This window comes from Escherichia sp. Marseille-Q3837, assembly GCF_916618735.1.
Taxonomy (GTDB): Bacteria; Pseudomonadota; Gammaproteobacteria; order Enterobacterales; family Enterobacteriaceae; genus Escherichia; species Escherichia ruysiae.
The window spans coordinates 2,132,416-2,153,407 of record NZ_CAKAKC010000001.1; the positions used below are offsets into that span (position 1 = coordinate 2,132,416).

Here is a 20,992-nt window from a genome sequence, read left to right on the forward strand (position 1 = left end):
CAGTGCATTTCTTCTCTGTTCATTGAAGGGTCCTCTGTGCAATGCAGACGACATAAGCGAGCAATAATAACACCAGTCCCGATTAAGTGGTCAACATTTCCAGTACCTTACTCATGATTCCTCGCGCTGGGCAAGATTTAGCGTAAGCCCAACGATCCCCTCTTCGAGCTGGATATCAACGTTAAACCCGAGCTTGCGAGCCAGCGCCACCATGCCACGATTGTTTGGCATCGTAATACCATTCAGGCGTTGCAGTCCGTGATCTCGCGTATAGGTAATCAACTTTTCCATTAAGCGGCGGCCTAAGCCTAATCCTTTGAGATCCGATCGAACCAGTACGGCAAATTCGGCATCGATGTTATCTGGGTCGGAGATCGCTCGTGTGACACCGAGGATCTCTTCTGTTTGATCAATACGTCGTACCGCCACAAAAGCCATTTCTCGATCGTAGTCGATCTGCGTCATGTTGGCTAAATCTTCATGGGTAAATTCGTTGATCTCGCTAAAGTAGCGGTAATAAAGATCTTCTTTGGTGACTCGCGAAATGAATTGCTGAAGCTGTGGCTCATCTTCTGGCAAAATCGGGCGGAACAAGCAGCGTTCGCCGTTTTTCAATTCTACCCACTCTTCCAGCTGATGCGGATAAGGGCGCACAGCCAGCCGACTCTCGTTATCGCCTTCAAAAGGCGCAATATCCAGCGTGACATCCAGCGCGGTAAATTCACTGCCGGAAGCCAGCAAAGGATGAATATCCAGACGCTGAATTTCCGGGCAATCGACAATCAGGTTGGAAACCTGCACCAGTAACTGGCTTAAGCCCGCGACGTCGAGTGGACGCAGTGCACTGCGAGCACGAATTTTTTTACTTTTGATTCCCTGAATGACCAGATAGCGAGCCAGGTTCATATTCAGCGGCGGCAGTGCGACGACGGCTTGATCTTCAGGACGCCACTCCACACCGCCTTCACCCAGCATGATCAACGGCCCGAAAACCGGATCGTGCTCGACGACTACGCGCAACTCCTGAGCACCTGCACGGTTAGCCATACTTTGCACTAAAAGGCCGTGAATACGCGCCTGCGGCCAGGCCATTTTTACCCGATCGAAAATAGCGTTCGCGGCTTGCTGGACTTCACTAGCCGTACGCAAATAGAGCATCACGCCCTGAACTTCTGATTTATGCGGAATATCCGGCGAGCGCAACTTCAGCGCCACCGGATAACCAATCTGTTCGGCAATATGTACAGCTTCGGTGCTGTCAGTGGCAATCCAGGTGGGAAGCGTGTTCATGCCGTACGCTTGCAGGATGGGCTGAACTTCATGGGTATCGAGTGATGTCGCTCCTTCAGCAATGGCTTGCTGTAGCAGAATATGCGCTTCTGCGGTATTAGAGGTCAGATTGCTGGGCAGCGCCGGCGTTTCGCGTAGTTGCTTCTGATTACGCCGGTACTCCACCATATGCATAAAAGCAGTGATGGTTCCTTCCGGCGTTCGATAGGTCGGCAGCCCGGCTTCGCTGAATAAACGTCGTGCCTCTTGCGAAGAGTGCTCGCCACACCAGTTCGTCAGCAGAGACACATACTTGCTGCGGGGATGATGTTTCACCGCTTCAATTAATGCTTGCGCACTTTCTGTTGCGGGCGCTGCGGCGCTGGGCGAATGAATAACCATCAGCGCATCAAAATCCTGGCTGTGAAAAAGAATATCCAGCGTTTTGACATAATGCTCGCTGCTGGCGTCATCGCGCAGATCGAGCGGGTTAGAGATAGCAACATGTTCTGGCAGCGCATCGCGCAGTTTCTGGCAAATCTCTTCACTTAGCGTTGCCAGCTTGCCATTGCGCGACCATAAGGCATCCAGCGCCAGCGCGGCAGGCGCGGCACCGTTGCTGATAATCATCAGCCGGTCGCCACGTAGCGGGCGCATATGGCTAAGGGTTTCTACCGCCGAAAACAGTTCGTGAGTGTCCTGCACTCGTAATAAACCTGCACGCTGAATAGCCGCATCCCACGCCGGATCCATTCCTGCCGTGGTGTTCAACAGACGTTGAGCCGCCGGGCTACGTCCGCTTTTAATCACCAGAATCGGTTTATTGCGCGAGGCACTACGGGCAGCCGAAACAAAGCGTCGCGCGTCGCTTAACTGTTCGAGATAGAGCAGGATGGCGCTGGTTTTACTGTCCCGCGCCAGATAGTCGAGCAATTCATCAACGTCGATATCCAGGCTGTCGCCGAGCGCAATAAAGTAGGAAAAGCCCATCTCACGCTGTTGCGCCCAGTCGAGGATGGTGTTGGAGACGGCAGCCGATTGCGAAATAAACGCCAGCTTGCCGCGTTTAATCGGCACAGGCGAAAAGCTGGCATTCAACCCTTGCCAGGGAGCCAGTAAGCCCAGACTGTTTGGTCCTAGCAGGCGCATGTTATGGCGCAAGGCGCAGGCGCGGAGATCTTCGTGTTGAGATGCCGGTGCAGAAAGAATAATGCAGGTTTTACAGCCTTTCTCGCCGAGCTCTTCCAGAAGAGCAAGATTACGGCTGGCATTGGTACATAAAACCGCAAGGTCGGGTGTAAAGGGTAAGCTGGCAATATCCGGCCAGGCCAACACACCCAACACCGCTTTCCAGGCTGGCGTCACCGGGAGTACCGGTCCGTTAAAGCCTCCCGCCAGCAGGTTACGCATCATCAGGTAACCTGCGCGATTGGGTTTCATCGATGCGCCAATTACCGCAATCGATTTTGGTCGCAGTAGTGCTTCCAGTCCTCGCTGACTCATACCGGTCTCCCGCAGAAGTGACCGAATGATTTTAAACGCTTTCTAACAGTTCTGCTGTGATGCTACCCAGATGTTGCGTTTTTCCTGCCAGATAGCGCGTTTTAAAACGAGTGAAATGCTCGCCTAAGCCCGTTGCTGCTTCGGTATCGCCTGCCATATCTAAAAGTGCGATGGCTACTTCGGCAGTACAATATTGGCCTTCGGCCTGGGCTTCACGCAGGCGATAGGCAGAAAGCCGGGAAAGATCGACGGAAATAACCGGGAAATTATCCAGATACGGACTTTTACGAAACATCTTGCGTGCTTCCGGCCAGGTGCCATCGAGCATAATAAACAGCGGCGGCTTACCGGAAGGCGGCGAGAAGATGACTTCCCGTTGCTCGCCGGCATACGAGGCAGGAAAAACCACCATTGGCTGATAATCCGGGTTTTGTACCAGATCCAGCAAATCTTGCGAGGGTTCGGTACGCGACCATTGAAACGCGACAGTATCCGGCAAGATATCAGCAATTAAACGTCCGGTATTGCTGGGCTTCATTGGCTCGGTATCGAACATCAGCAAACAAAAACGGCTTTTTGCTTCAGTTGGGGTGATTGTCGAACAGAGGCAAAGTTTCTCTGGCAAAAGACAGCGTTGGCAACGACGAACGCGATTACCACGGGCAAGAAAAGGACGCGTTGCGCGTGCAATACGTTCGGCGCGTAACTGGAGAACAGCGTTTTCGGTCATGAGAGAGAGCGTCGAAAAACCGCCATTGTCGCAGAGGAGAAAACGGGGCACAAGATGCGCCCCGGCAAGATTAAAGAGATTCGTTCAACCAGCTATCGAACGGCGCTTTCGGCACAGCGCCGTTAAGCATGTCAACAACCTGACCATTTTTGAAAATCATGATCGTCGGAATGCTACGAATACCAAAGCGGCTGCTTAATTCACGTTCGGCTTCGGTATTCACTTTTACAAAACGCACTTTACCGCTACGCTCTTGCGCAACATCTTCAAAAATCGGCGCGAAGTTACGGCAAGGGCCGCACCACGGCGCCCAGAAGTCGATCACTACAGGCAGATCGTCTTTCAGCAATTTGTCGAGTGTTTCACCGGTCGCATTAATCACCTCTCCGTCAAACAGGTCGTGACCGCAGCGTCCGCATTTTGCCGCATCTTCGATCCGATCGTCGGGAATGCGATTGATGGCCTGACAATGGGTACAAACGGTATTCATAACTAACCTCGGGATGAGTAAGGAGACTTATCGGCAATGACGCCGGTATGTTTCTAATATGTTACATATTATCAAAGGCAATGTTCCAGACAACAATCTGTTTTATTCAATAGATATGATAGTCGCAGGCTTTGGTACGAAATCATGGCGAACCGCGCGCACTTCGGGTAATCTGCGCGCTTCGCGCAGCGCTGGTGGAGAAAAGCATGAACGATGAAATGAAAGGTAAAAGCGGCAAGGTCAAAGTGATGTATGTCCGCAGTGATGATGATTCTGATAAACGTACCCACAACCCGCGCACCGGGAAAGGGGGCGGGCGTCCAGGAAAATCTCGTGCTGACGGTGGCCGTCGCCCCGCCCGCGATGACAAACAGAGTCAGCCCCGTGACCGCAAGTGGGAAGAGTCGCCGTGGCGCACCGTTTCCCGCGCGCCGGGTGATGAGGCACCAGAAAAGGCCGATCACGGTGGCATCAGTGGTAAAAGTTTTATTGATCCCGAAGTTTTGCGTCGTCAGCGTGCGGAAGAAACCCGCGTCTACGGCGAAAATGCATGTCAGGCACTGTTCCAGAGTCGTCCGGAAGCGATTGTTCGCGCCTGGTTTATCCAGAGCGTAACGCCACGTTTTAAAGAAGCATTGCGCTGGATGGCGGCAAACCGCAAAGCGTACCATGTAGTGGATGAAGCGGAACTGACAAAAGCATCAGGCACGGAACATCACGGTGGCGTTTGCTTCCTGATCAAAAAGCGTAACGGCACAACCGTACAGCAGTGGGTAAGCCAGGCTGGCGCGCAGGATTGCGTACTGGCGCTGGAAAACGAATCTAACCCGCATAACCTGGGTGGCATGATGCGTAGCTGCGCGCACTTTGGCGTGACAGGCGTTGTGGTGCAGGATGCGGCGTTGCTGGAATCGGGTGCGGCAATCCGTACCGCAGAAGGCGGCGCAGAGCACGTTCAGCCGATTACCGGCGACAACATTGTTAACGTGCTGGATGATTTCCGTCAGGCGGGTTACACCGTCGTGACCACTTCCAGCGAGCAGGGTAAACCGCTGTTCAAAACCAGTCTACCAGCGAAAATGGTGCTGGTGCTGGGTCAGGAATATGAAGGGTTACCGGATGCCGCACGCGATCCGAACGATCTGCGCGTGAAGATTGACGGTACTGGCAACGTTGCTGGTCTGAATATCTCTGTCGCAACTGGCGTGCTGCTTGGCGAATGGTGGCGTCAGAATAAAGCCTGATAAATCAGCCGGATGGCAATTCTGCCATCCGGTATTTTTCCGTCAATTACTCACTCTCTGCCGGTAATACTGGCATCCAGTCAATCGGCGTCTCGCCACGTTGTACCAGCCACTGATTTGCCAGCACAAAATGGTTGCAGCCAAAGAATCCACGATGCGCCGAAAGCGGTGACGGATGCGGTGCTTTCAGCACGTGATGGCGTTGCTTATCTATAATCGCCCCTTTCTTTTGCGCATGCGATCCCCACAACAAAAACACCACGCCTTCGCGATGCTGGTTAATCAGGCTGATCACTTTATCGGTGAAGGTTTCCCAGCCGAGGCTGGCGTGGGAATGCGCCTGACCTGCGCGTACCGTCAACACAGTATTGAGTAGCAGAACGCCCTGACGCGCCCAGCTTTCAAGATAACCATGATTAGGGCGGGTGAAGCCCGGAATAGTATTTTCCAGCTCTTTATACATATTCAGCAGTGACGGAGGAGTGGCGATTCCGGGGCGAACGGAAAATGCCAGACCATGCGCCTGTCCCGGTCCGTGATAAGGATCCTGACCGAGGATCACGACTTTGACGTCACCCAACTCGGTAAAGCGGAACGCGTTAAAGACATCTTTTTGTGGCGGATAGATAGTGACACCAGACTGCCGCTCGCTGGCGACGGTCTGAAGGGTATTAAGAAAATAGGGTTGCTGCTTCTCTTCAGCCAGCACGTCATGCCAGGTTAATTCGTTAGCCATCTCGCTCTCCTGCGAATCTTCAATCCGCCTAGCTTAACTGCTTCTTTCTACAGAACAAAATCATGCTCATTTTTTAGCCATAAACGAGTGCAAAAAAGTGTAAATTGGTAAAATTTCACGCTCGCATAAGTTGATGTAAAACAATAAAATCCATTTCCGACCATATTTGATGTGTGGTTTTTATTGATTTAAATCAAAGAATCAAGGGTGTTTGAGGAGTATATATACACTCAAGCAACAATGGTTTTACCAATTGGCCGCGACAGGCTAATCAAATCAAATAATTTGCCGGGGAGGCATCACATGATTACAGGTATCCAGATTACTAAAGCCGCTAATGACGATCTGCTGAACTCTTTCTGGCTGCTGGACAGCGAAAAAGGCGAAGCGCGTTGCATCGTTGCGAAAGCAGGTTTTGCAGAAGACGAAGTGGTTGCAGTAAGCAAACTGGGTGACATTGAATACCGTGAAGTTCCAGTAGAAGTTAAACCAGAAGTTCGCGTTGAAGGTGGTCAGCACCTGAACGTAAACGTTCTGCGTCGTGAAACTCTGGAAGATGCAGTTAAGCATCCGGAAAAATATCCGCAGCTGACCATCCGTGTATCCGGTTATGCAGTTCGCTTCAACTCTCTGACTCCGGAACAGCAGCGCGACGTTATCGCTCGTACCTTTACTGAAAGCCTGTAAGGCTTAAGTAGCAAGTTATTAAGCGGAAGAGGGTGAGCTCTTCCGCTTTTCTTTTGTCTTTCAATAGAAAATGCGTACCGCACAATAGACCAGCAACAGCGCCAGCACGATATTCAACTGACGGTCATAGCGGTTAAACAATCGCTGAAACAGATGTCCCGCCAGCGCCCAACACACATTGCCAAACGTCCCAATCATCGCCAGCAAAACGCTGACGCCAACTACCCAGCTTAACGCCTGTGTTTGCGGCAGAACAAACGTCGACAGTGCCGTAATGCCGTACAAAATAATTTTGACGTTCACAAACTGCAAAGCAAAGCTGGCCCAAAAACTGATCGGTTTTGCCTGAAGTCCGTCTTCTTTTGTTGGACTGGTAGCGATTTTCCACGCCAGCCAGACAATATATGCTGCCCCCGCCCAACTCAACAAATGCACTGCTGCCGGATCGATAACAGCCAGTGAAAACGAAATTCCCGCACACAGCAACATGACGATTAAAAATCCCAGACTCATCCCTGCCAGCACGCGGGAACTCTGACGAACCCCATGCGACGTGGCTGAACTCAAAGCGAGAATATTGTTCGGTCCTGGCGTGAGGGCCGTAATCAGAGTGTAGGTCCAAAAAGCACTTAAAAGGGTCGGTGTCACTTGTTATCTCCTCTGTTTTGGTAGACAGTACCCGACATGAAACATTTAAAAAAATGAATGTTTTTACATTCTAAATTCGACAATCTCGATAGGTTTGGGTTTATGGATCTGCGCCGCTTTATTACGCTTAAAACCGTGGTGGAAGAGGGTTCCTTTTTGCGAGCTTCGCAAAAATTGTGCTGTACACAATCGACGGTTACTTTTCATATTCAGCAGCTTGAACAGGAGTTCTCGGTTCAGTTGTTTGAAAAAATTGGCCGACGGATGTGCCTCACTCGCGAAGGAAAAAAGTTGCTGCCGCACATTTATGAACTCACCAGAGTGATGGATACGCTACGCGAGGCTGCCAAAAAAGAGTCGGATCCGGACGGAGAGCTGCGCGTTGTTTCAGGTGAAACGCTACTCTCTTACCGAATGCCGCAGGTGTTGCAGCGTTTTCGGCAACGCGCACCCAAAGTACGTTTATCGTTGCAGTCGCTGAATTGCTACGTGATCCGTGATGCATTGCTGAATGATGAGGCCGATATCGGTGTCTTTTATCGCGTAGGGAATGATGATGCTCTGAACCGACGAGAGTTGGGTGAACAATCACTGGTGTTGGTGGCTTCACCGCAAATTACAGATGTCGATTTTACTGAGCCGGGAAGACATAACGCCTGTAGCTTTATTATTAACGAACCGCAATGTGTCTTCCGCCAGATATTTGAAAGCACGCTGCGTCAGCGGCGGATCACGGTGGAAAGCACCATTGAGCTTATAAGCATTGAAAGTATCAAGCGATGTGTCGCAGCAAATATCGGAGTCAGCTACTTACCGCGCTTTGCGGTAGCAAAAGAGCTGGAGTGCGGAGAATTAATTGAATTACCCTTTGGCGAACCGTCGCAGACCATTACGGCAATGTGCGCTCACCATGCCGGAAAAGCGGTTAGCCCGGCGATGCACATTTTTATTCAGTGTGTTGAAGAGTGTTTTTTGGCGGGATAAAAAAATGCCAGGATTAAACCCGGCATTCAACTTGTCGACAAATGCGCTTTGTTCATGCCGGATGCGGCGTGAACGCCTTATCCGGCCTACAAAATTGTGCAAATTCAATACATTGCATGAGTTTCGTAGGCCTGATAAGCGTAGCGCATCAGGCAATTTTGCGTTTGCCTGCACTTTTAATACCGGGCTTAAACCCGGCATTATGATTACTCTTCTGTCGTTTGCGGCGGCACGCCCGTTCCGCTTGGTTTGCGGCGCTTACCAATATTTTTGGTATCGCGATGGCGTTTTTTCACCCGTGGCTTCTCTTTCTCTTTAGCCTTTTTCTTCTCGGCGCGTTTTGCCAACACTTTTTTCGATGGCTTGCCGGTCTGTTTCTCGCTTGGCGCACGCGTTTTCGGGCGTAACTCATCAATTACGCGAGCTTTAATTGGCTCTTCAATATAACGACCAACTTTGCCCAGCAGCAGATGGTCATGAGCTTCAACCAGTGAAATTGCGGTGCCTTTACGGCCAGCGCGAGCGGTACGCCCGATACGGTGCAAATAAGTATCGCCACTGCGCGGCATATCGAAGTTAAAGACGTGGCTGACATCCGGAATGTCGATACCACGCGCGGCAACATCAGTTGCAACCAGTACGTTAACGCGGCCTTCGGTCAGGCGTTTGATCGCTTCGTTGCGTTTGCCTTGCACCATCTCACCTTCGAGATAGCAGTTGTTGATGCCCGCTTCGCGCAGCCAGTTTGCCAGTTCATGCACACGCTCACGCTTACGCACAAAGACAATTGAGCGAGTCGCTTCCGGCTGTTTTAACAGATGCACCAGCAACGCAGTTTTATGCTCAAGATCATCGGCGCGGTAATACCACTGATGAATCTTTTTGCGCTCTCGGGTGGACGGATTCGCAGAAACTTCCACCGGATCTTCGAGCAGACGCTCAGCAAAATCCTGAATAGCATCGCCTTCCAGCGTTGCCGAGAAGAGCAGGGTTTGTTTACGCCAGCGAGTTTCGCCAGCAATATGTTCGATATCCTGGGCGAAGCCCATATCCAGCATACGGTCTGCTTCATCGAGGATCAGCGTTTCAACCGCGCGGCAATCGAAGTTCTCTTCTTTTATATACTGCAGCAGACGACCAGTTGTGGCGACCACGATGTCCTGGTTTTCGCTGAACACTTCTGCGTGGTTCATATAAGCCACGCCACCGGTGATGGTGGCAATATCCAGATGCGTATGTTTCGCCAGTTCGCGGGCATGATCGGCCACCTGCATCGCCAGTTCGCGAGTTGGGGTGAGGATCAAAATACGCGGCGGACCGGATTTCTTACGCGGGAAATCGAGCAGGTGCTGCAACGCTGGCAGCAGATACGCCGCCGTTTTACCGGTGCCTGTCGGCGCAGAACCGAGTACATCACGGCCATCGAGCGCAGGCGGAATGGCGGCAGCCTGAATGGCGGTCGGGCGAGTGAAACCTTTATCCTGGAGTGCTTCCAGCAGGCTTTCGTCGAGTTCAAGTTCGGAAAAAGTCGTTACAGTCATGTTCTACCTCTGTGTGGGGCGCTGATTATAGACGTTACGGCTGCAATCTTCATCTGTTTGTATGGATATCGCTTCTCAGGTATTGTTCTTACCCGGCGCTATCGCCGTTTTTCCAGCAAGGTTTTATTTTCATGTCACAGTCTACATCCGTGCTTCGTCGTAATGGATTTACTTTTAAACAGTTTTTTGTCGCACACGATCGCTGTGCAATGAAAGTGGGAACGGATGGAATTTTGCTGGGCGCATGGGCTCCTGTGGCTGGGGTAAAACGCTGCCTTGATATCGGCAGCGGTAGCGGCTTATTGGCTTTGATGCTGGCGCAGCGCACCGATGATGGTGTGATAATCGATGCGGTTGAAATTGAAAATGAAGCGGCTGCCCAGGCGCAGGAAAATATCGCGCAGTCCCCGTGGGCAGAGCGGATTAACGTCCATACGGTGGATATTCAGCAGTGGATTACCCAGCAGTCTGCGCGTTTTGATTTAATTATCAGCAACCCGCCGTATTATCAGCAGGGAGTAGAGTGCGCAACACCACAGCGGGAGCAGGCGCGCTATACCACTACACTTGATCACCAGACGTTGCTCACTTGCGCGGCAGAATGCATTACCGAAGAGGGATTTTTCTGCGTGGTGCTGCCAGAACAGGTCGGTAATGGTTTTACTGAACTGGCGTTAAATATGGGCTGGCATTTACGTTTACGGACGGATGTGGCGGAAAACGAAGCGCGACTGCCGCATCGGGTGCTGCTGGCATTCTCCCCACAGGCGGGGGAGTGTTTTAGCGATCGCTTAGTGATTCGTGGGCCAGACCAGAACTATTCCGAAGCGTATACGGCGCTGACCCAGGCTTTTTATCTGTTTATGTAATGATTGCCGGGGGTGAGAATCGACGGACCGGAATGCGCGAGTAGCTCCGGGTAATCCAGCGTGTAATGCAAGCCCCGACTCTCTTTGCGCATTATCGCGCAGCGAACAATCAACTCGGCAACCTGCACCAGATTACGCAGCTCCAGCAAATTATTCGACACACGGAAGTGAGCATAATATTCATCTATCTCCTGCTGCAACATATTGATCCGCCGCAGGGCGCGCTCCAGGCGCTTTGTTGTGCGTACAATGCCCACGTAATCCCACATAAACAGGCGTAACTCATGCCAGTTATGTTGAATCACCACCAGTTCATCAGGATTCTCAACGCGGCTTTCATCCCACTGCGGTAACGTACTGACGCCGCGCACATAGGGCATACGCTTTGCAATATCTTCCGCTGCCGACCAGCCGTAGACCAGACACTCCAGCAATGAGTTAGAGGCCATTCGGTTAGCGCCATGTAATCCTGTATAGCTGACTTCACCAATGGCATACAGGCCATCAACGTCGGTACGCCCATAATCATCTACCATCACGCCACCGCAGGTGTAGTGCGCAGCGGGCACTATTGGGACAGGCTCTTTCGTGAGATCAATACCCAGTCCCAATAACTTTTCATAAATCATCGGGAAATGCTGACGAATAAAATCCGCAGGTTTATGGCTGATATCGAGGAACATACAATCCGCGCCGAGGCGCTTCATTTCGTGATCAATAGCACGAGCAACAATATCGCGCGGTGCCAGTTCGCCGCGATCATCAAAATCGGGCATAAATCGTGTACCGTCCGGGCGTTTCAAATAAGCGCCTTCGCCACGTAAAGCTTCCGTTAACAGGAAATTTCGAGCCTGTGGATGATACAGTGCGGTAGGGTGGAACTGATTAAATTCAAGATTAGCAACCCGGCAACCCGCGCGCCAGGCCATGGCAATACCATCGCCGGAGGATATATCAGGATTGGTGGTATACTGATAAACTTTCGATGCGCCTCCGGTTGCCAGCACTACCGCTTTTGCGTGGCAGGTTTCTACCGCTTCTTTATTGCGATTCCATACCCACGCGCCAACAACCCGCCGCGTACCCGGCAGACCAATTTTGTCAGAAATAATCAGATCGACTGCGTTGCTGCGTTCCAGCACGCGAATATTCGGATGGTTCTGCGCCTTGCTCACCAGCGTGGTTTCTACTTCTTTACCAGTGGCGTCGGCGGCATGAAGAATACGACGGTGACTATGTCCACCTTCACGGGTCAGATGGTAGCTCTCTTCGCCATTTGGCCGAACGTGGGTATCAAACAACACCCCCTGGTCGATCAACCATTGCACGCAGGAACGCGCATTGCTGGCAACAAATTCAACTGCATGGCGATCGCAAATTCCGGCACCAGCAATTAAGGTATCTTCCACATGGGAATCGATGCTGTCAGTTTCATCAAACACGGCGGCAATTCCGCCCTGGGCGTAAAACGTCGAGCCTTCTGTAACTTGACCTTTACTTAGAACGATGACTTGATGCTTATCCGCCAGACGTAGCGCCAGTGAAAGCCCGGCGGCACCGCTACCAATAATCAACACATCACAAGAATGTTCAGGGAAAATATTCATTTTGATTGTTTAATTTACTAAACACCGTTCGGCCAGCATAGCATCATGTTGTACAATTAAACATCTGTTATTTTGATGTTTGTTACAAGGGCTAAACATGTTGATTCAGGAAGACGGGAAAAAGAGAAGTTGCTCGTCGGCGGAGGATTAGGTGGTGAAATAAAAAGGCCGTTGGGTTACTCTTCAGGCAGTTAAATGGGCATTTCTACACAGATAATGCGTTATTCAGATTCTGTAGACTTATAATGATAGATAATGATCCGTCTACAGCATGACAAACAAAAACAGATGCGTTACGGAACTTTACAAAAACGAGACACTCTAACCCTTTGCTTGCTCAAATTGCAGCTAATGGAGTGGCGTTTCGATAGCGCGTGGAAATTTGGTTTGGGGAGATTTTACCTCGGATGAGCGAGCAGTTAACGGACCAGGTCCTGGTTGAGCGGGTCCAGAAGGGAGATCAGAAAGCCTTTAACTTACTGGTAGTGCGCTATCAGCATAAGGTGGCGAGTCTGGTTTCCCGCTATGTGCCGTCGGGTGATGTTCCCGATGTGGTACAAGAAGCTTTTATTAAAGCCTATCGTGCGCTGGATTCGTTCCGGGGAGATAGTGCTTTTTATACATGGCTGTATCGGATTGCTGTTAATACGGCAAAAAATTACCTGGTTGCTCAGGGGCGTCGTCCACCTTCCAGTGATGTGGATGCCATTGAAGCTGAAAACTTCGAAAGTGGCGGCGCGCTGAAAGAAATTTCGAACCCTGAGAACTTAATGTTGTCAGAAGAACTGAGACAGATAGTTTTCCGAACTATTGAGTCCCTCCCGGAAGATTTACGCATGGCAATAACCTTGCGGGAGCTGGATGGCCTGAGCTATGAAGAGATAGCCGCTATCATGGATTGTCCGGTGGGTACGGTGCGTTCACGTATCTTCCGTGCGAGGGAAGCTATTGATAATAAAGTTCAACCGCTTATCAGGCGTTGACGATAGCGGGATACTGGATAAGGGTATTAGGCATGCAGAAAGAACAACTTTCCGCTTTAATGGATGGCGAAACGCTGGATAGTGAGCTGCTTAACGAACTGGCTCACAACCCGGAAATGCAGAAAACCTGGGAAAACTATCACTTAATCCGTGACTCTATGCGGGGTGATACTCCCGAGGTACTTCATTTCGATATCTCTTCCCGCGTGATGGCTGCCATTGAAGAAGAGCCAGTACGTCAACCGACGACATTGATCCCAGAGGCTCAGCCTGCACCGCATCAATGGCAGAAAATGCCATTCTGGCAGAAAGTCCGTCCGTGGGCGGCACAGCTTACCCAAATGGGCGTAGCGGCGTGTGTATCGCTTGCAGTTATCGTTGGCGTCCAGCACTATAATGGACAATCTGAAACGTCCCAGCAGCCCGAAACTCCGGTATTTAATACTCTGCCGATGATGGGTAAAGCCAGTCCGGTAAGTCTGGGAGTGCCTTCTGAAGCGACTACGAACAATGGTCAACAGCAGCAGGTACAGGAGCAGCGTCGTCGCATTAATGCCATGTTGCAGGATTACGAACTGCAACGTCGACTCCACTCCGAACAGCTTCAGTTTGAGCAGGCCCAGACACAGCAAGCCGCTGTACAGGTGCCAGGAATTCAAACTTTAGGAACGCAATCGCAGTAATGAAGCAACTTTGGTTTGCCATGTCATTAGTGACAGGTAGCCTGTTATTCTCTGCTAACGCCTCGGCCACCCCTGCGTCCGGGGCGTTATTACAGCAGATGAACCTGGCTAGCCAGTCACTGAATTACGAGCTGTCATTCATCAGCATCAATAAACAAGGTGTTGAGTCTCTGCGTTATCGACATGCACGCCTCGATAACCGTCCTCTTGCACAGTTGTTGCAAATGGATGGCCCGCGCCGGGAAGTGGTACAGCGCGGCAATGAAATCAGCTATTTTGAACCGGGTCTTGAACCGTTCACACTTAATGGCGATTACATTGTTGATTCTCTGCCATCGCTCATCTATACCGATTTCAAGCGTCTTTCTCCTTACTACGACTTTATCTCCGTGGGGCGTACGCGTATTGCCGACCGCTTATGTGAGGTAATCCGCGTAGTAGCTCGTGATGGCACACGCTACAGCTACATCGTATGGATGGATACCGAATCGAAATTACCGATGCGGGTAGATCTCCTTGATCGTGATGGTGAAACGCTGGAACAATTCCGTGTGATTGCTTTCAACGTCAATCAGGATATCAGCAGCAGTATGCAGACGCTGGCGAAAGCGAACTTGCCACCGCTGCTTTCTGTACCTGTGGGTGAAAAAGCCAAATTTAACTGGACTCCAACCTGGTTGCCGCAGGGCTTTAGTGAAGTCTCCAGCAGTCGGCGTCCGTTACCGACGATGGACAACATGCCTATCGAATCACGTCTCTATTCCGACGGATTATTCAGCTTCTCGGTAAACGTAAACCGTGCTACGCCATCGAGCACCGACCAGATGTTGCGCACCGGACGCAGAACCGTCAGTACCAGCGTACGTGATAACGCCGAAATCACCATTGTTGGTGAACTGCCACCGCAAACGGCGAAGCGCATTGCCGAGAATATTAAGTTTGGGGCAGGGCAATGATTAAAGAGTGGGCCACTGTTGTCTCCTGGAAAAACGGGCAGGCGCTGGTCAGTTGTGATGTCAAAGCCTCATGTAGCAGCTGTGCTTCCCGTGCTGGTTGCGGTAGCCGCGTGTTAAATAAACTTGGCCCGCAAACCACGCATACCATCGTCGTACCCTGTGATGAACCGTTAGTGCCGGGGCAAAAAGTGGAATTAGGAATCGCCGAAGGCAGCCTGCTCAGCTCCGCATTACTGGTTTATATGTCGCCGTTGGTGGGATTATTCTTCATCGCTTCGTTATTTCAGCTACTCTTTGCTTCAGATATTGCAGCATTATGTGGTGCGATTCTCGGCGGCGTTGGCGGATTCCTCATTGCGCGTGGATTCTCACGTAAGTTTGCTGCCCGGGCAGAGTGGCAACCTGTCATTTTAAGTGTGGCATTGCCGCCTGGCCTTGTGCGATTTGAAACATCTTCGGAAGACGCGAGCCAGTGATTTCACTGGCTTTGTTGTATTTTGCATAACAAATGCGAGGACGTTTCCAGATACCACAATCCATACGGTATGAACATTTCCTCGCCTCAATGTTGTAGTGTAGAATGCGGCGTTTCTATTAATACAGACGTTAAGCTCAGAACAGCGACTTCTAAAAGCCTGGTTAACCGGGCATTAAGGCACAATAATCATACTTTATGAAGAATATACGTAACTTTTCGATCATAGCTCACATTGACCACGGTAAATCGACGCTGTCTGACCGTATTATCCAGATCTGCGGTGGCCTGTCTGACCGTGAAATGGAGGCACAGGTTCTCGATTCCATGGATCTTGAGCGTGAGCGTGGCATAACTATCAAAGCGCAGAGCGTGACGCTGGACTATAAAGCGTCCGATGGCGAAACCTATCAACTTAACTTTATCGACACCCCGGGTCATGTGGACTTCTCTTATGAAGTATCGCGTTCGCTGGCCGCTTGTGAAGGTGCATTGCTGGTGGTTGACGCCGGGCAGGGCGTAGAAGCGCAAACCCTGGCAAACTGCTACACCGCAATGGAAATGGATCTTGAAGTGGTGCCGGTACTGAATAAGATTGACTTACCGGCAGCCGATCCGGAACGCGTGGCGGAAGAAATTGAAGATATCGTTGGTATCGACGCCACCGACGCAGTGCGTTGCTCGGCGAAAACCGGCGTTGGTGTGCAGGACGTTCTTGAACGTCTGGTGCGCGACATCCCACCGCCGGAAGGCGATCCGGAAGGCCCGTTGCAGGCTCTGATTATCGACTCCTGGTTCGACAACTACCTGGGCGTTGTTTCACTTATCCGTATTAAAAACGGCACCCTGCGTAAGGGCGACAAAGTGAAAGTCATGAGTACCGGGCAGACTTATAACGCCGACCGTCTGGGTATTTTCACGCCGAAGCAAGTTGACCGTACAGAACTGAAATGTGGCGAAGTAGGCTGGTTGGTATGTGCGATTAAAGATATCCACGGCGCACCAGTCGGTGACACCTTAACGCTGGCGCGTAATCCGGCAGAAAAGGCGCTGCCAGGATTTAAAAAAGTCAAACCGCAGGTTTACGCCGGTCTGTTCCCGGTAAGTTCTGACGACTATGAAGCCTTCCGCGATGCGTTGGGCAAACTTAGCCTGAACGATGCCTCATTGTTCTATGAGCCAGAAAGCTCCACGGCGCTGGGCTTTGGTTTCCGCTGCGGCTTCCTCGGCCTGCTGCACATGGAGATCATTCAGGAACGTCTGGAACGCGAGTACGACCTTGACCTGATTACTACCGCTCCGACAGTAGTGTATGAAGTAGAAACTACGGCGAAAGAAGTTATCTACGTCGACAGCCCATCCAAGCTGCCAGCGGTGAATAACATCTATGAATTGCGCGAACCGATAGCAGAGTGTCACATGCTGCTGCCGCAGGCGTATCTTGGTAACGTCATTACGCTATGCGTAGAAAAACGCGGCGTACAGACCAACATGGTTTATCACGGTAACCAGGTGGCACTGACGTATGAGATCCCTATGGCGGAAGTGGTACTCGACTTCTTCGATCGCCTGAAATCTACCTCGCGTGGTTATGCGTCTTTGGATTACAACTTCAAACGCTTCCAGGCGTCCGACATGGTGCGTGTTGACGTTTTAATCAACGGTGAACGTGTTGATGCGCTGGCGTTGATCACCCACCGTGATAATTCGCAAAACCGTGGTCGCGAGCTGGTGGAGAAGATGAAAGATCTGATCCCCCGCCAGCAGTTTGATATCGCCATTCAGGCTGCGATTGGAACGCACATCATTGCGCGTTCCACCGTGAAACAGCTGCGTAAAAACGTACTGGCTAAATGTTATGGCGGCGATATCAGCCGTAAGAAAAAGCTGCTGCAGAAGCAGAAAGAAGGTAAGAAACGCATGAAGCAGATCGGTAACGTCGAACTGCCGCAGGAAGCGTTCCTCGCCATTCTGCACGTCGGCAAAGACAACAAATAACCATTAGGAGTTGGCATGGCGAATATGTTTGCCCTGATTCTGGTGATTGCCACACTGGTGACGGGCATTTTGTGGTGCGTGGATAAATTCTTTTTCGCACCTAAACGGCGGGAACGTCAGGCAGCAGCACAAGCAGCTGCCGGGGACTCACTGGATAAAGCAACGCTGAAAAAAGTTGCGCCGAAGCCAGGTTGGCTCGAAACCGGCGCTTCTGTATTTCCGGTGCTGGCTATCGTATTGATTGTGCGTTCGTTTATTTATGAACCGTTCCAGATCCCGTCAGGTTCGATGATGCCGACTCTGTTAATCGGTGACTTTATTCTGGTAGAGAAGTTTGCTTACGGCATTAAAGATCCTATCTACCAGAAAACGCTGATCGAAACCGGTCATCCGAAACGTGGCGATATCGTGGTCTTTAAATACCCGGAAGATCCAAAGCTTGATTACATCAAGCGTGCGGTGGGTTTACCGGGCGATAAAGTCACTTACGATCCGGTTGCGAAAGAGGTGACTATTCAACCGGGATGCAGTTCCGGTCAGGCGTGTGAAAACGCGCTGCCGGTCACCTACTCAAACGTGGAACCGAGCGATTTCGTTCAGACCTTCTCGCGTCGTAACGGCGGGGAAGCAACCAGCGGATTCTTTGAGGTGCCGAAAAACGAAACCAAAGAAAATGGAATTCGTCTTTCTGAACGTAAAGAGACACTGGGCGATGTAACGCATCGTATCCTGACCGTGCCGATTGCGCAGGATCAGGTGGGGATGTATTACCAACAGCCAGGACAACAACTGGCAACCTGGATTGTTCCGCCGGGCCAATACTTCATGATGGGTGACAACCGCGACAACAGCGCGGACAGCCGTTACTGGGGCTTTGTGCCGGAAGCGAATCTGGTCGGTCGGGCAACGGCTATCTGGATGAGTTTCGATAAGCAAGAAGGCGAATGGCCGACTGGTGTGCGCTTAAGTCGTATTGGCGGCATCCATTAATAGCTTATCTTCGTTCACGTTGTCGCCGTTATGGCGACAACGTGAATTATTTATGAGATAAATCTCCCGTGACTAACGACATCCCCCGTCGTTGTGTATAGAATATTCCCCCGAAGTTTAAGGTTGGCACCTCCAGGTCGCCACGGCACACGAAACAGCGTTGGTCCCCATATACAGGTCAACTGAAACTGCTGCAAAGCTGTTAGCAGAACCCTGCATATCAGGTCTGTTTCGTGTGCTGAATTGTTGACGCATTTATTTATTGGTATCGCATGAACCCCATCGTAATTAATCGGCTTCAACGGAAGCTGGGCTACACTTTTAATCATCAGGAGCTGTTGCAGCAGGCATTAACCCATCGTAGTGCCAGCAGCAAACATAACGAGCGTTTAGAATTTTTAGGCGACTCTATTTTGAGCTACGTTATCGCCAATGCGCTGTATCACCGTTTCCCTCGTGTGGATGAAGGGGATATGAGCCGGATGCGCGCCACGCTGGTTCGTGGCAATACGCTGGCAGAACTGGCGCGTGAATTTGAGTTAGGTGAGTGCTTGCGTTTAGGGCCAGGTGAACTTAAAAGCGGTGGATTTCGTCGTGAGTCGATTCTTGCTGACACCGTTGAAGCATTAATTGGCGGCGTATTCCTCGACAGCGATATTCAGACCGTCGAGAAATTAATCCTTAACTGGTATCAAACCCGTCTGGACGAAATTAGCCCAGGCGATAAACAAAAAGATCCGAAAACGCGCTTGCAAGAATATTTGCAGGGGCGCCATCTGCCTCTGCCAACTTATCTGGTAGTTCAGGTACGTGGCGAAGCGCACGATCAGGAATTTACTATCCACTGCCAGGTTAGCGGCCTGAGCGAACCGGTGGTTGGCACAGGTTCAAGCCGTCGTAAGGCTGAACAGGCTGCCGCCGAACAGGCGTTGAAAAAACTGGAGCTGGAATGAGCATCGATAAAAGTTACTGCGGATTTATTGCTATCGTCGGACGTCCGAACGTTGGCAAATCCACATTGCTGAACAAACTGTTGGGGCAGAAAATCTCCATCACTTCCCGCAAAGCGCAGACAACCCGTCACCGCATTGTGGGTATCCATACTGAAGGCGCGTATCAGGCGATCTACGTCGATACTCCGGGTCTGCATATGGAAGAAAAACGCGCCATTAACCGCCTGATGAACAAAGCGGCGAGCAGCTCCATTGGCGACGTTGAGCTGGTGATTTTTGTCGTTGAAGGCACCCGCTGGACGCCGGACGATGAAATGGTGCTCAATAAGCTGCGCGATGGCAAAGCGCCGGTGATCCTCGCGGTGAACAAAGTGGACAACGTGCAGGAAAAAGCCGATCTGCTGCCACACTTACAGTTCCTGGCAAGCCAGATGAACTTCCTCGATATCGTGCCGATCTCTGCTGAAACCGGGCTGAATGTCGACACTATTGCGGCAATCGTGCGTAAGCATCTGCCTGAAGCGACCCATCACTTCCCGGAAGATTACATCACCGATCGCTCGCAGCGATTTATGGCGTCTGAAATCATCCGTGAAAAACTGATGCGTTTCCTCGGTGCTGAACTGCCGTACTCCGTGACCGTGGAGATCGAACGTTTCGTCTCTAACGAACGCGGCGGTTATGACATCAACGGTTTGATTCTCGTTGAGCGTGAAGGGCAGAAGAAGATGGTGATTGGCAACAAAGGAGCCAAGATCAAAACCATCGGGATTGAAGCGCGTAAAGACATGCAGGAAATGTTCGAAGCGCCTGTCCACCTTGAGCTGTGGGTGAAAGTGAAATCCGGCTGGGCCGATGACGAACGTGCGCTGCGTAGTCTCGGTTACGTTGACGATCTCTAAGAGTTACTCCGATGGAAGGCTGGCAGCGCGCATTTGTCCTGCATAGTCGCCCGTGGAGCGAAACCAGCCTGATGCTGGACGTCTTCACGGAGGAATCGGGACGCGTGCGTCTGGTTGCTAAAGGCGCACGTTCAAAACGTTCTACCCTGAAAGGCGCATTGCAGCCTTTCACGCCTCTCTTGCTTCGTTTTGGTGGGCGCGGTGAAGTCAAAACTCTGCGCAGTGCCGAAGCTGTCTCACTGGCGCTGCCATTAAGTGGTGTTACGCTTTACAGCGGTCTGTACATCAACGAACTTCTCTCCCGCGTGCTGGAATACGAGACCCGCTTCTCGGAACTCTTTTTCGATTACTTGCACTGCATTCAGTCTCTGGCAGGTGCTACTGGTACGCCAGAACCGGCGTTGCGTCGCTTTGAGCTGGCGTTGTTGGGGCATCTGGGTTATGGCGTCAACTTTACCCATTGTGCGGGTAGCGGTGAGCCGGTAGATGACACCATGACGTATCGTTATCGCGAAGAAAAAGGATTTATCGCCAGCGTAGTTATCGACAATAAAACTTTCACCGGGAGGCAGTTGAAAGCGTTATACGAGCGGGAGTTTCCTGACGCCGACACATTGCGTGCCGCGAAACGCTTTACCCGCATGGCGCTTAAGCCTTATCTTGGCGGTAAACCTTTAAAAAGCAGGGAACTGTTCCGGCAGTTTATGCCTAAGCGAACAGTGAAAACACATAATGACTGATGAG

21 protein-coding genes are annotated in these 20,992 nt (G+C 51.2%); 14 read left to right on the forward strand and 7 right to left on the reverse strand.

Annotated features, from left to right (window positions below):
• Positions 1-111: 111 nt before the first annotated feature.
• The 3 genes from pat to trxC form a co-directional block, all read right to left on the reverse strand.
• Positions 112-2,772 (reverse strand): protein lysine acetyltransferase, encoded by a 2,661-nt coding sequence (gene pat / locus LG381_RS10000; protein WP_105290347.1) that lies wholly within the window; start codon positions 2,770-2,772, stop codon positions 112-114.
• Between the two features lie 31 nt (positions 2,773-2,803).
• Positions 2,804-3,502 (reverse strand): tRNA-uridine aminocarboxypropyltransferase, encoded by a 699-nt coding sequence (gene tapT / locus LG381_RS10005; protein ID WP_000138186.1) that lies wholly within the window; start codon positions 3,500-3,502, stop codon positions 2,804-2,806.
• A 70-nt stretch (positions 3,503-3,572) separates the two neighbouring features.
• Positions 3,573-3,992 carry a thioredoxin TrxC gene (gene trxC / locus LG381_RS10010; protein ID WP_001098726.1) on the reverse strand — a complete coding sequence of 140 codons (420 nt, stop codon included), beginning with the start codon at positions 3,990-3,992 and terminating at the stop codon, positions 3,573-3,575.
• Between the two features lie 206 nt (positions 3,993-4,198).
• Here trxC and LG381_RS10015 point away from each other — a divergent pair, with 206 nt between their 5' ends.
• Positions 4,199-5,236, forward strand: coding sequence for a tRNA/rRNA methyltransferase (locus tag LG381_RS10015; protein ID WP_225762361.1), 1,038 nt, complete (start codon positions 4,199-4,201; stop codon positions 5,234-5,236).
• A 46-nt stretch (positions 5,237-5,282) separates the two neighbouring features.
• On the opposite strand, the gene ung is transcribed toward LG381_RS10015, so the two are convergent.
• On the reverse strand, positions 5,283-5,972 hold the full coding sequence (gene ung, locus LG381_RS10020; protein WP_207516175.1) for a uracil-DNA glycosylase: 690 nt from the start codon (positions 5,970-5,972) through the stop codon (positions 5,283-5,285).
• Between the two features lie 303 nt (positions 5,973-6,275).
• On the opposite strand from ung, the gene grcA reads away from it, so the two are divergent.
• Positions 6,276-6,659, forward strand: coding sequence for an autonomous glycyl radical cofactor GrcA (gene grcA, locus LG381_RS10025; RefSeq protein ID WP_000627804.1), 384 nt, complete (start codon positions 6,276-6,278; stop codon positions 6,657-6,659).
• 60 nt (positions 6,660-6,719) lie between these two features.
• On the opposite strand, the gene eamB is transcribed toward grcA, so the two are convergent.
• Positions 6,720-7,307, reverse strand: coding sequence for a cysteine/O-acetylserine transporter (gene eamB, locus LG381_RS10030; RefSeq protein ID WP_225762362.1), 588 nt, complete (start codon positions 7,305-7,307; stop codon positions 6,720-6,722).
• Positions 7,308-7,409: 102 nt separating this feature from the next.
• Here eamB and LG381_RS10035 point away from each other — a divergent pair, with 102 nt between their 5' ends.
• Positions 7,410-8,291 (forward strand): LysR family transcriptional regulator, encoded by an 882-nt coding sequence (locus LG381_RS10035; protein ID WP_225762363.1) that lies wholly within the window; start codon positions 7,410-7,412, stop codon positions 8,289-8,291.
• A 206-nt stretch (positions 8,292-8,497) separates the two neighbouring features.
• Here LG381_RS10035 and srmB read toward each other — a convergent pair whose 3' ends face one another.
• On the reverse strand, positions 8,498-9,832 hold the full coding sequence (gene srmB / locus LG381_RS10040; protein ID WP_000219193.1) for an ATP-dependent RNA helicase SrmB: 1,335 nt from the start codon (positions 9,830-9,832) through the stop codon (positions 8,498-8,500).
• Between the two features lie 131 nt (positions 9,833-9,963).
• Here srmB and trmN point away from each other — a divergent pair, with 131 nt between their 5' ends.
• Positions 9,964-10,701, forward strand: coding sequence for a tRNA(1)(Val) (adenine(37)-N(6))-methyltransferase TrmN (gene trmN / locus LG381_RS10045; RefSeq protein ID WP_024212358.1), 738 nt, complete (start codon positions 9,964-9,966; stop codon positions 10,699-10,701).
• Here the strand turns inward: trmN and nadB are convergent.
• Positions 10,686-12,308, reverse strand: a complete 1,623-nt coding sequence (gene nadB, locus LG381_RS10050; RefSeq protein ID WP_001020197.1) for an L-aspartate oxidase — start codon at positions 12,306-12,308, stop codon at positions 10,686-10,688. The two genes, trmN and nadB, sit on opposite strands and share 16 nt — an antisense overlap.
• A 255-nt stretch (positions 12,309-12,563) precedes the next feature.
• Between nadB and rseD the strand changes: the two genes are divergently transcribed.
• The 10 genes from rseD (at position 12,564) to recO (ending at position 20,988) form a co-directional block, all read left to right on the forward strand.
• The gene (gene rseD, locus LG381_RS10055) at positions 12,564-12,719 is read left to right on the forward strand and encodes a rpoE leader peptide RseD (protein WP_032147913.1); all 156 of its coding nucleotides are present in this window, start codon (positions 12,564-12,566) and stop codon (positions 12,717-12,719) included.
• Positions 12,716-13,291 carry an RNA polymerase sigma factor RpoE gene (gene rpoE, locus LG381_RS10060; RefSeq protein WP_001295364.1) on the forward strand — a complete coding sequence of 192 codons (576 nt, stop codon included), beginning with the start codon at positions 12,716-12,718 and terminating at the stop codon, positions 13,289-13,291. The genes rseD and rpoE overlap by 4 nt, the downstream gene beginning before the upstream one ends.
• 32 nt (positions 13,292-13,323) lie before the next feature.
• Positions 13,324-13,974 (forward strand): anti-sigma-E factor RseA, encoded by a 651-nt coding sequence (gene rseA / locus LG381_RS10065; RefSeq protein WP_085461026.1) that lies wholly within the window; start codon positions 13,324-13,326, stop codon positions 13,972-13,974.
• Positions 13,974-14,930 (forward strand): sigma-E factor regulatory protein RseB, encoded by a 957-nt coding sequence (gene rseB / locus LG381_RS10070; RefSeq protein WP_000812045.1) that lies wholly within the window; start codon positions 13,974-13,976, stop codon positions 14,928-14,930. The genes rseA and rseB overlap by 1 nt, the downstream gene beginning before the upstream one ends.
• Positions 14,927-15,406 (forward strand): SoxR-reducing system protein RseC, encoded by a 480-nt coding sequence (rseC, locus tag LG381_RS10075; RefSeq protein WP_000589060.1) that lies wholly within the window; start codon positions 14,927-14,929, stop codon positions 15,404-15,406. Before rseB ends, rseC begins: the two co-directional genes overlap by 4 nt.
• A 197-nt stretch (positions 15,407-15,603) precedes the next feature.
• Positions 15,604-17,403 carry a translation elongation factor 4 gene (gene lepA, locus LG381_RS10080; RefSeq protein ID WP_000790173.1) on the forward strand — a complete coding sequence of 600 codons (1,800 nt, stop codon included), beginning with the start codon at positions 15,604-15,606 and terminating at the stop codon, positions 17,401-17,403.
• 15 nt (positions 17,404-17,418) lie between these two features.
• Entirely contained in the window at positions 17,419-18,393 is a 975-nt protein-coding gene (gene lepB / locus LG381_RS10085; RefSeq protein WP_000002532.1) for a signal peptidase I, read from the forward strand.
• Between the two features lie 272 nt (positions 18,394-18,665).
• Positions 18,666-19,346 carry a ribonuclease III gene (rnc, locus tag LG381_RS10090; RefSeq protein ID WP_001068343.1) on the forward strand — a complete coding sequence of 227 codons (681 nt, stop codon included), beginning with the start codon at positions 18,666-18,668 and terminating at the stop codon, positions 19,344-19,346.
• Complete coding sequence (gene era / locus LG381_RS10095) at positions 19,343-20,248, forward strand: GTPase Era (RefSeq protein WP_000020737.1); 906 nt, start codon at positions 19,343-19,345, stop codon at positions 20,246-20,248. Before rnc ends, era begins: the two co-directional genes overlap by 4 nt.
• A gap of 11 nt (positions 20,249-20,259) precedes the next feature.
• Entirely contained in the window at positions 20,260-20,988 is a 729-nt protein-coding gene (gene recO / locus LG381_RS10100; protein WP_000399406.1) for a DNA repair protein RecO, read from the forward strand.
• The last annotated feature ends 4 nt before the right edge of the window (positions 20,989-20,992 follow it).

What these genes read in the sequence shown, in the direction of transcription:
- pat (WP_105290347.1), bottom strand. Translation starts at nt 2,772, where the DNA reads ATGAGTCAGCGAGGACTGGAAGCACTACTGCGACCAAAATCGATTGCG.
- tapT (WP_000138186.1), bottom strand. Translation starts at nt 3,502, where the DNA reads ATGACCGAAAACGCTGTTCTCCAGTTACGCGCCGAACGTATTGCACGC.
- trxC (WP_001098726.1), bottom strand. Translation starts at nt 3,992, where the DNA reads ATGAATACCGTTTGTACCCATTGTCAGGCCATCAATCGCATTCCCGAC.
- LG381_RS10015 (WP_225762361.1), top strand. Translation starts at nt 4,199, where the DNA reads ATGAACGATGAAATGAAAGGTAAAAGCGGCAAGGTCAAAGTGATGTAT.
- ung (WP_207516175.1), bottom strand. Translation starts at nt 5,972, where the DNA reads ATGGCTAACGAATTAACCTGGCATGACGTGCTGGCTGAAGAGAAGCAG.
- grcA (WP_000627804.1), top strand. Translation starts at nt 6,276, where the DNA reads ATGATTACAGGTATCCAGATTACTAAAGCCGCTAATGACGATCTGCTG.
- LG381_RS10035 (WP_225762363.1), top strand. Translation starts at nt 7,410, where the DNA reads ATGGATCTGCGCCGCTTTATTACGCTTAAAACCGTGGTGGAAGAGGGT.
- srmB (WP_000219193.1), bottom strand. Translation starts at nt 9,832, where the DNA reads ATGACTGTAACGACTTTTTCCGAACTTGAACTCGACGAAAGCCTGCTG.
- trmN (WP_024212358.1), top strand. Translation starts at nt 9,964, where the DNA reads ATGTCACAGTCTACATCCGTGCTTCGTCGTAATGGATTTACTTTTAAA.
- nadB (WP_001020197.1), bottom strand. Translation starts at nt 12,308, where the DNA reads ATGAATATTTTCCCTGAACATTCTTGTGATGTGTTGATTATTGGTAGC.
- rseD (WP_032147913.1), top strand. Translation starts at nt 12,564, where the DNA reads ATGATCCGTCTACAGCATGACAAACAAAAACAGATGCGTTACGGAACT.
- rpoE (WP_001295364.1), top strand. Translation starts at nt 12,716, where the DNA reads ATGAGCGAGCAGTTAACGGACCAGGTCCTGGTTGAGCGGGTCCAGAAG.
- rseA (WP_085461026.1), top strand. Translation starts at nt 13,324, where the DNA reads ATGCAGAAAGAACAACTTTCCGCTTTAATGGATGGCGAAACGCTGGAT.
- rseB (WP_000812045.1), top strand. Translation starts at nt 13,974, where the DNA reads ATGAAGCAACTTTGGTTTGCCATGTCATTAGTGACAGGTAGCCTGTTA.
- rseC (WP_000589060.1), top strand. Translation starts at nt 14,927, where the DNA reads ATGATTAAAGAGTGGGCCACTGTTGTCTCCTGGAAAAACGGGCAGGCG.
- lepA (WP_000790173.1), top strand. Translation starts at nt 15,604, where the DNA reads ATGAAGAATATACGTAACTTTTCGATCATAGCTCACATTGACCACGGT.
- lepB (WP_000002532.1), top strand. Translation starts at nt 17,419, where the DNA reads ATGGCGAATATGTTTGCCCTGATTCTGGTGATTGCCACACTGGTGACG.
- rnc (WP_001068343.1), top strand. Translation starts at nt 18,666, where the DNA reads ATGAACCCCATCGTAATTAATCGGCTTCAACGGAAGCTGGGCTACACT.
- era (WP_000020737.1), top strand. Translation starts at nt 19,343, where the DNA reads ATGAGCATCGATAAAAGTTACTGCGGATTTATTGCTATCGTCGGACGT.
- recO (WP_000399406.1), top strand. Translation starts at nt 20,260, where the DNA reads ATGGAAGGCTGGCAGCGCGCATTTGTCCTGCATAGTCGCCCGTGGAGC.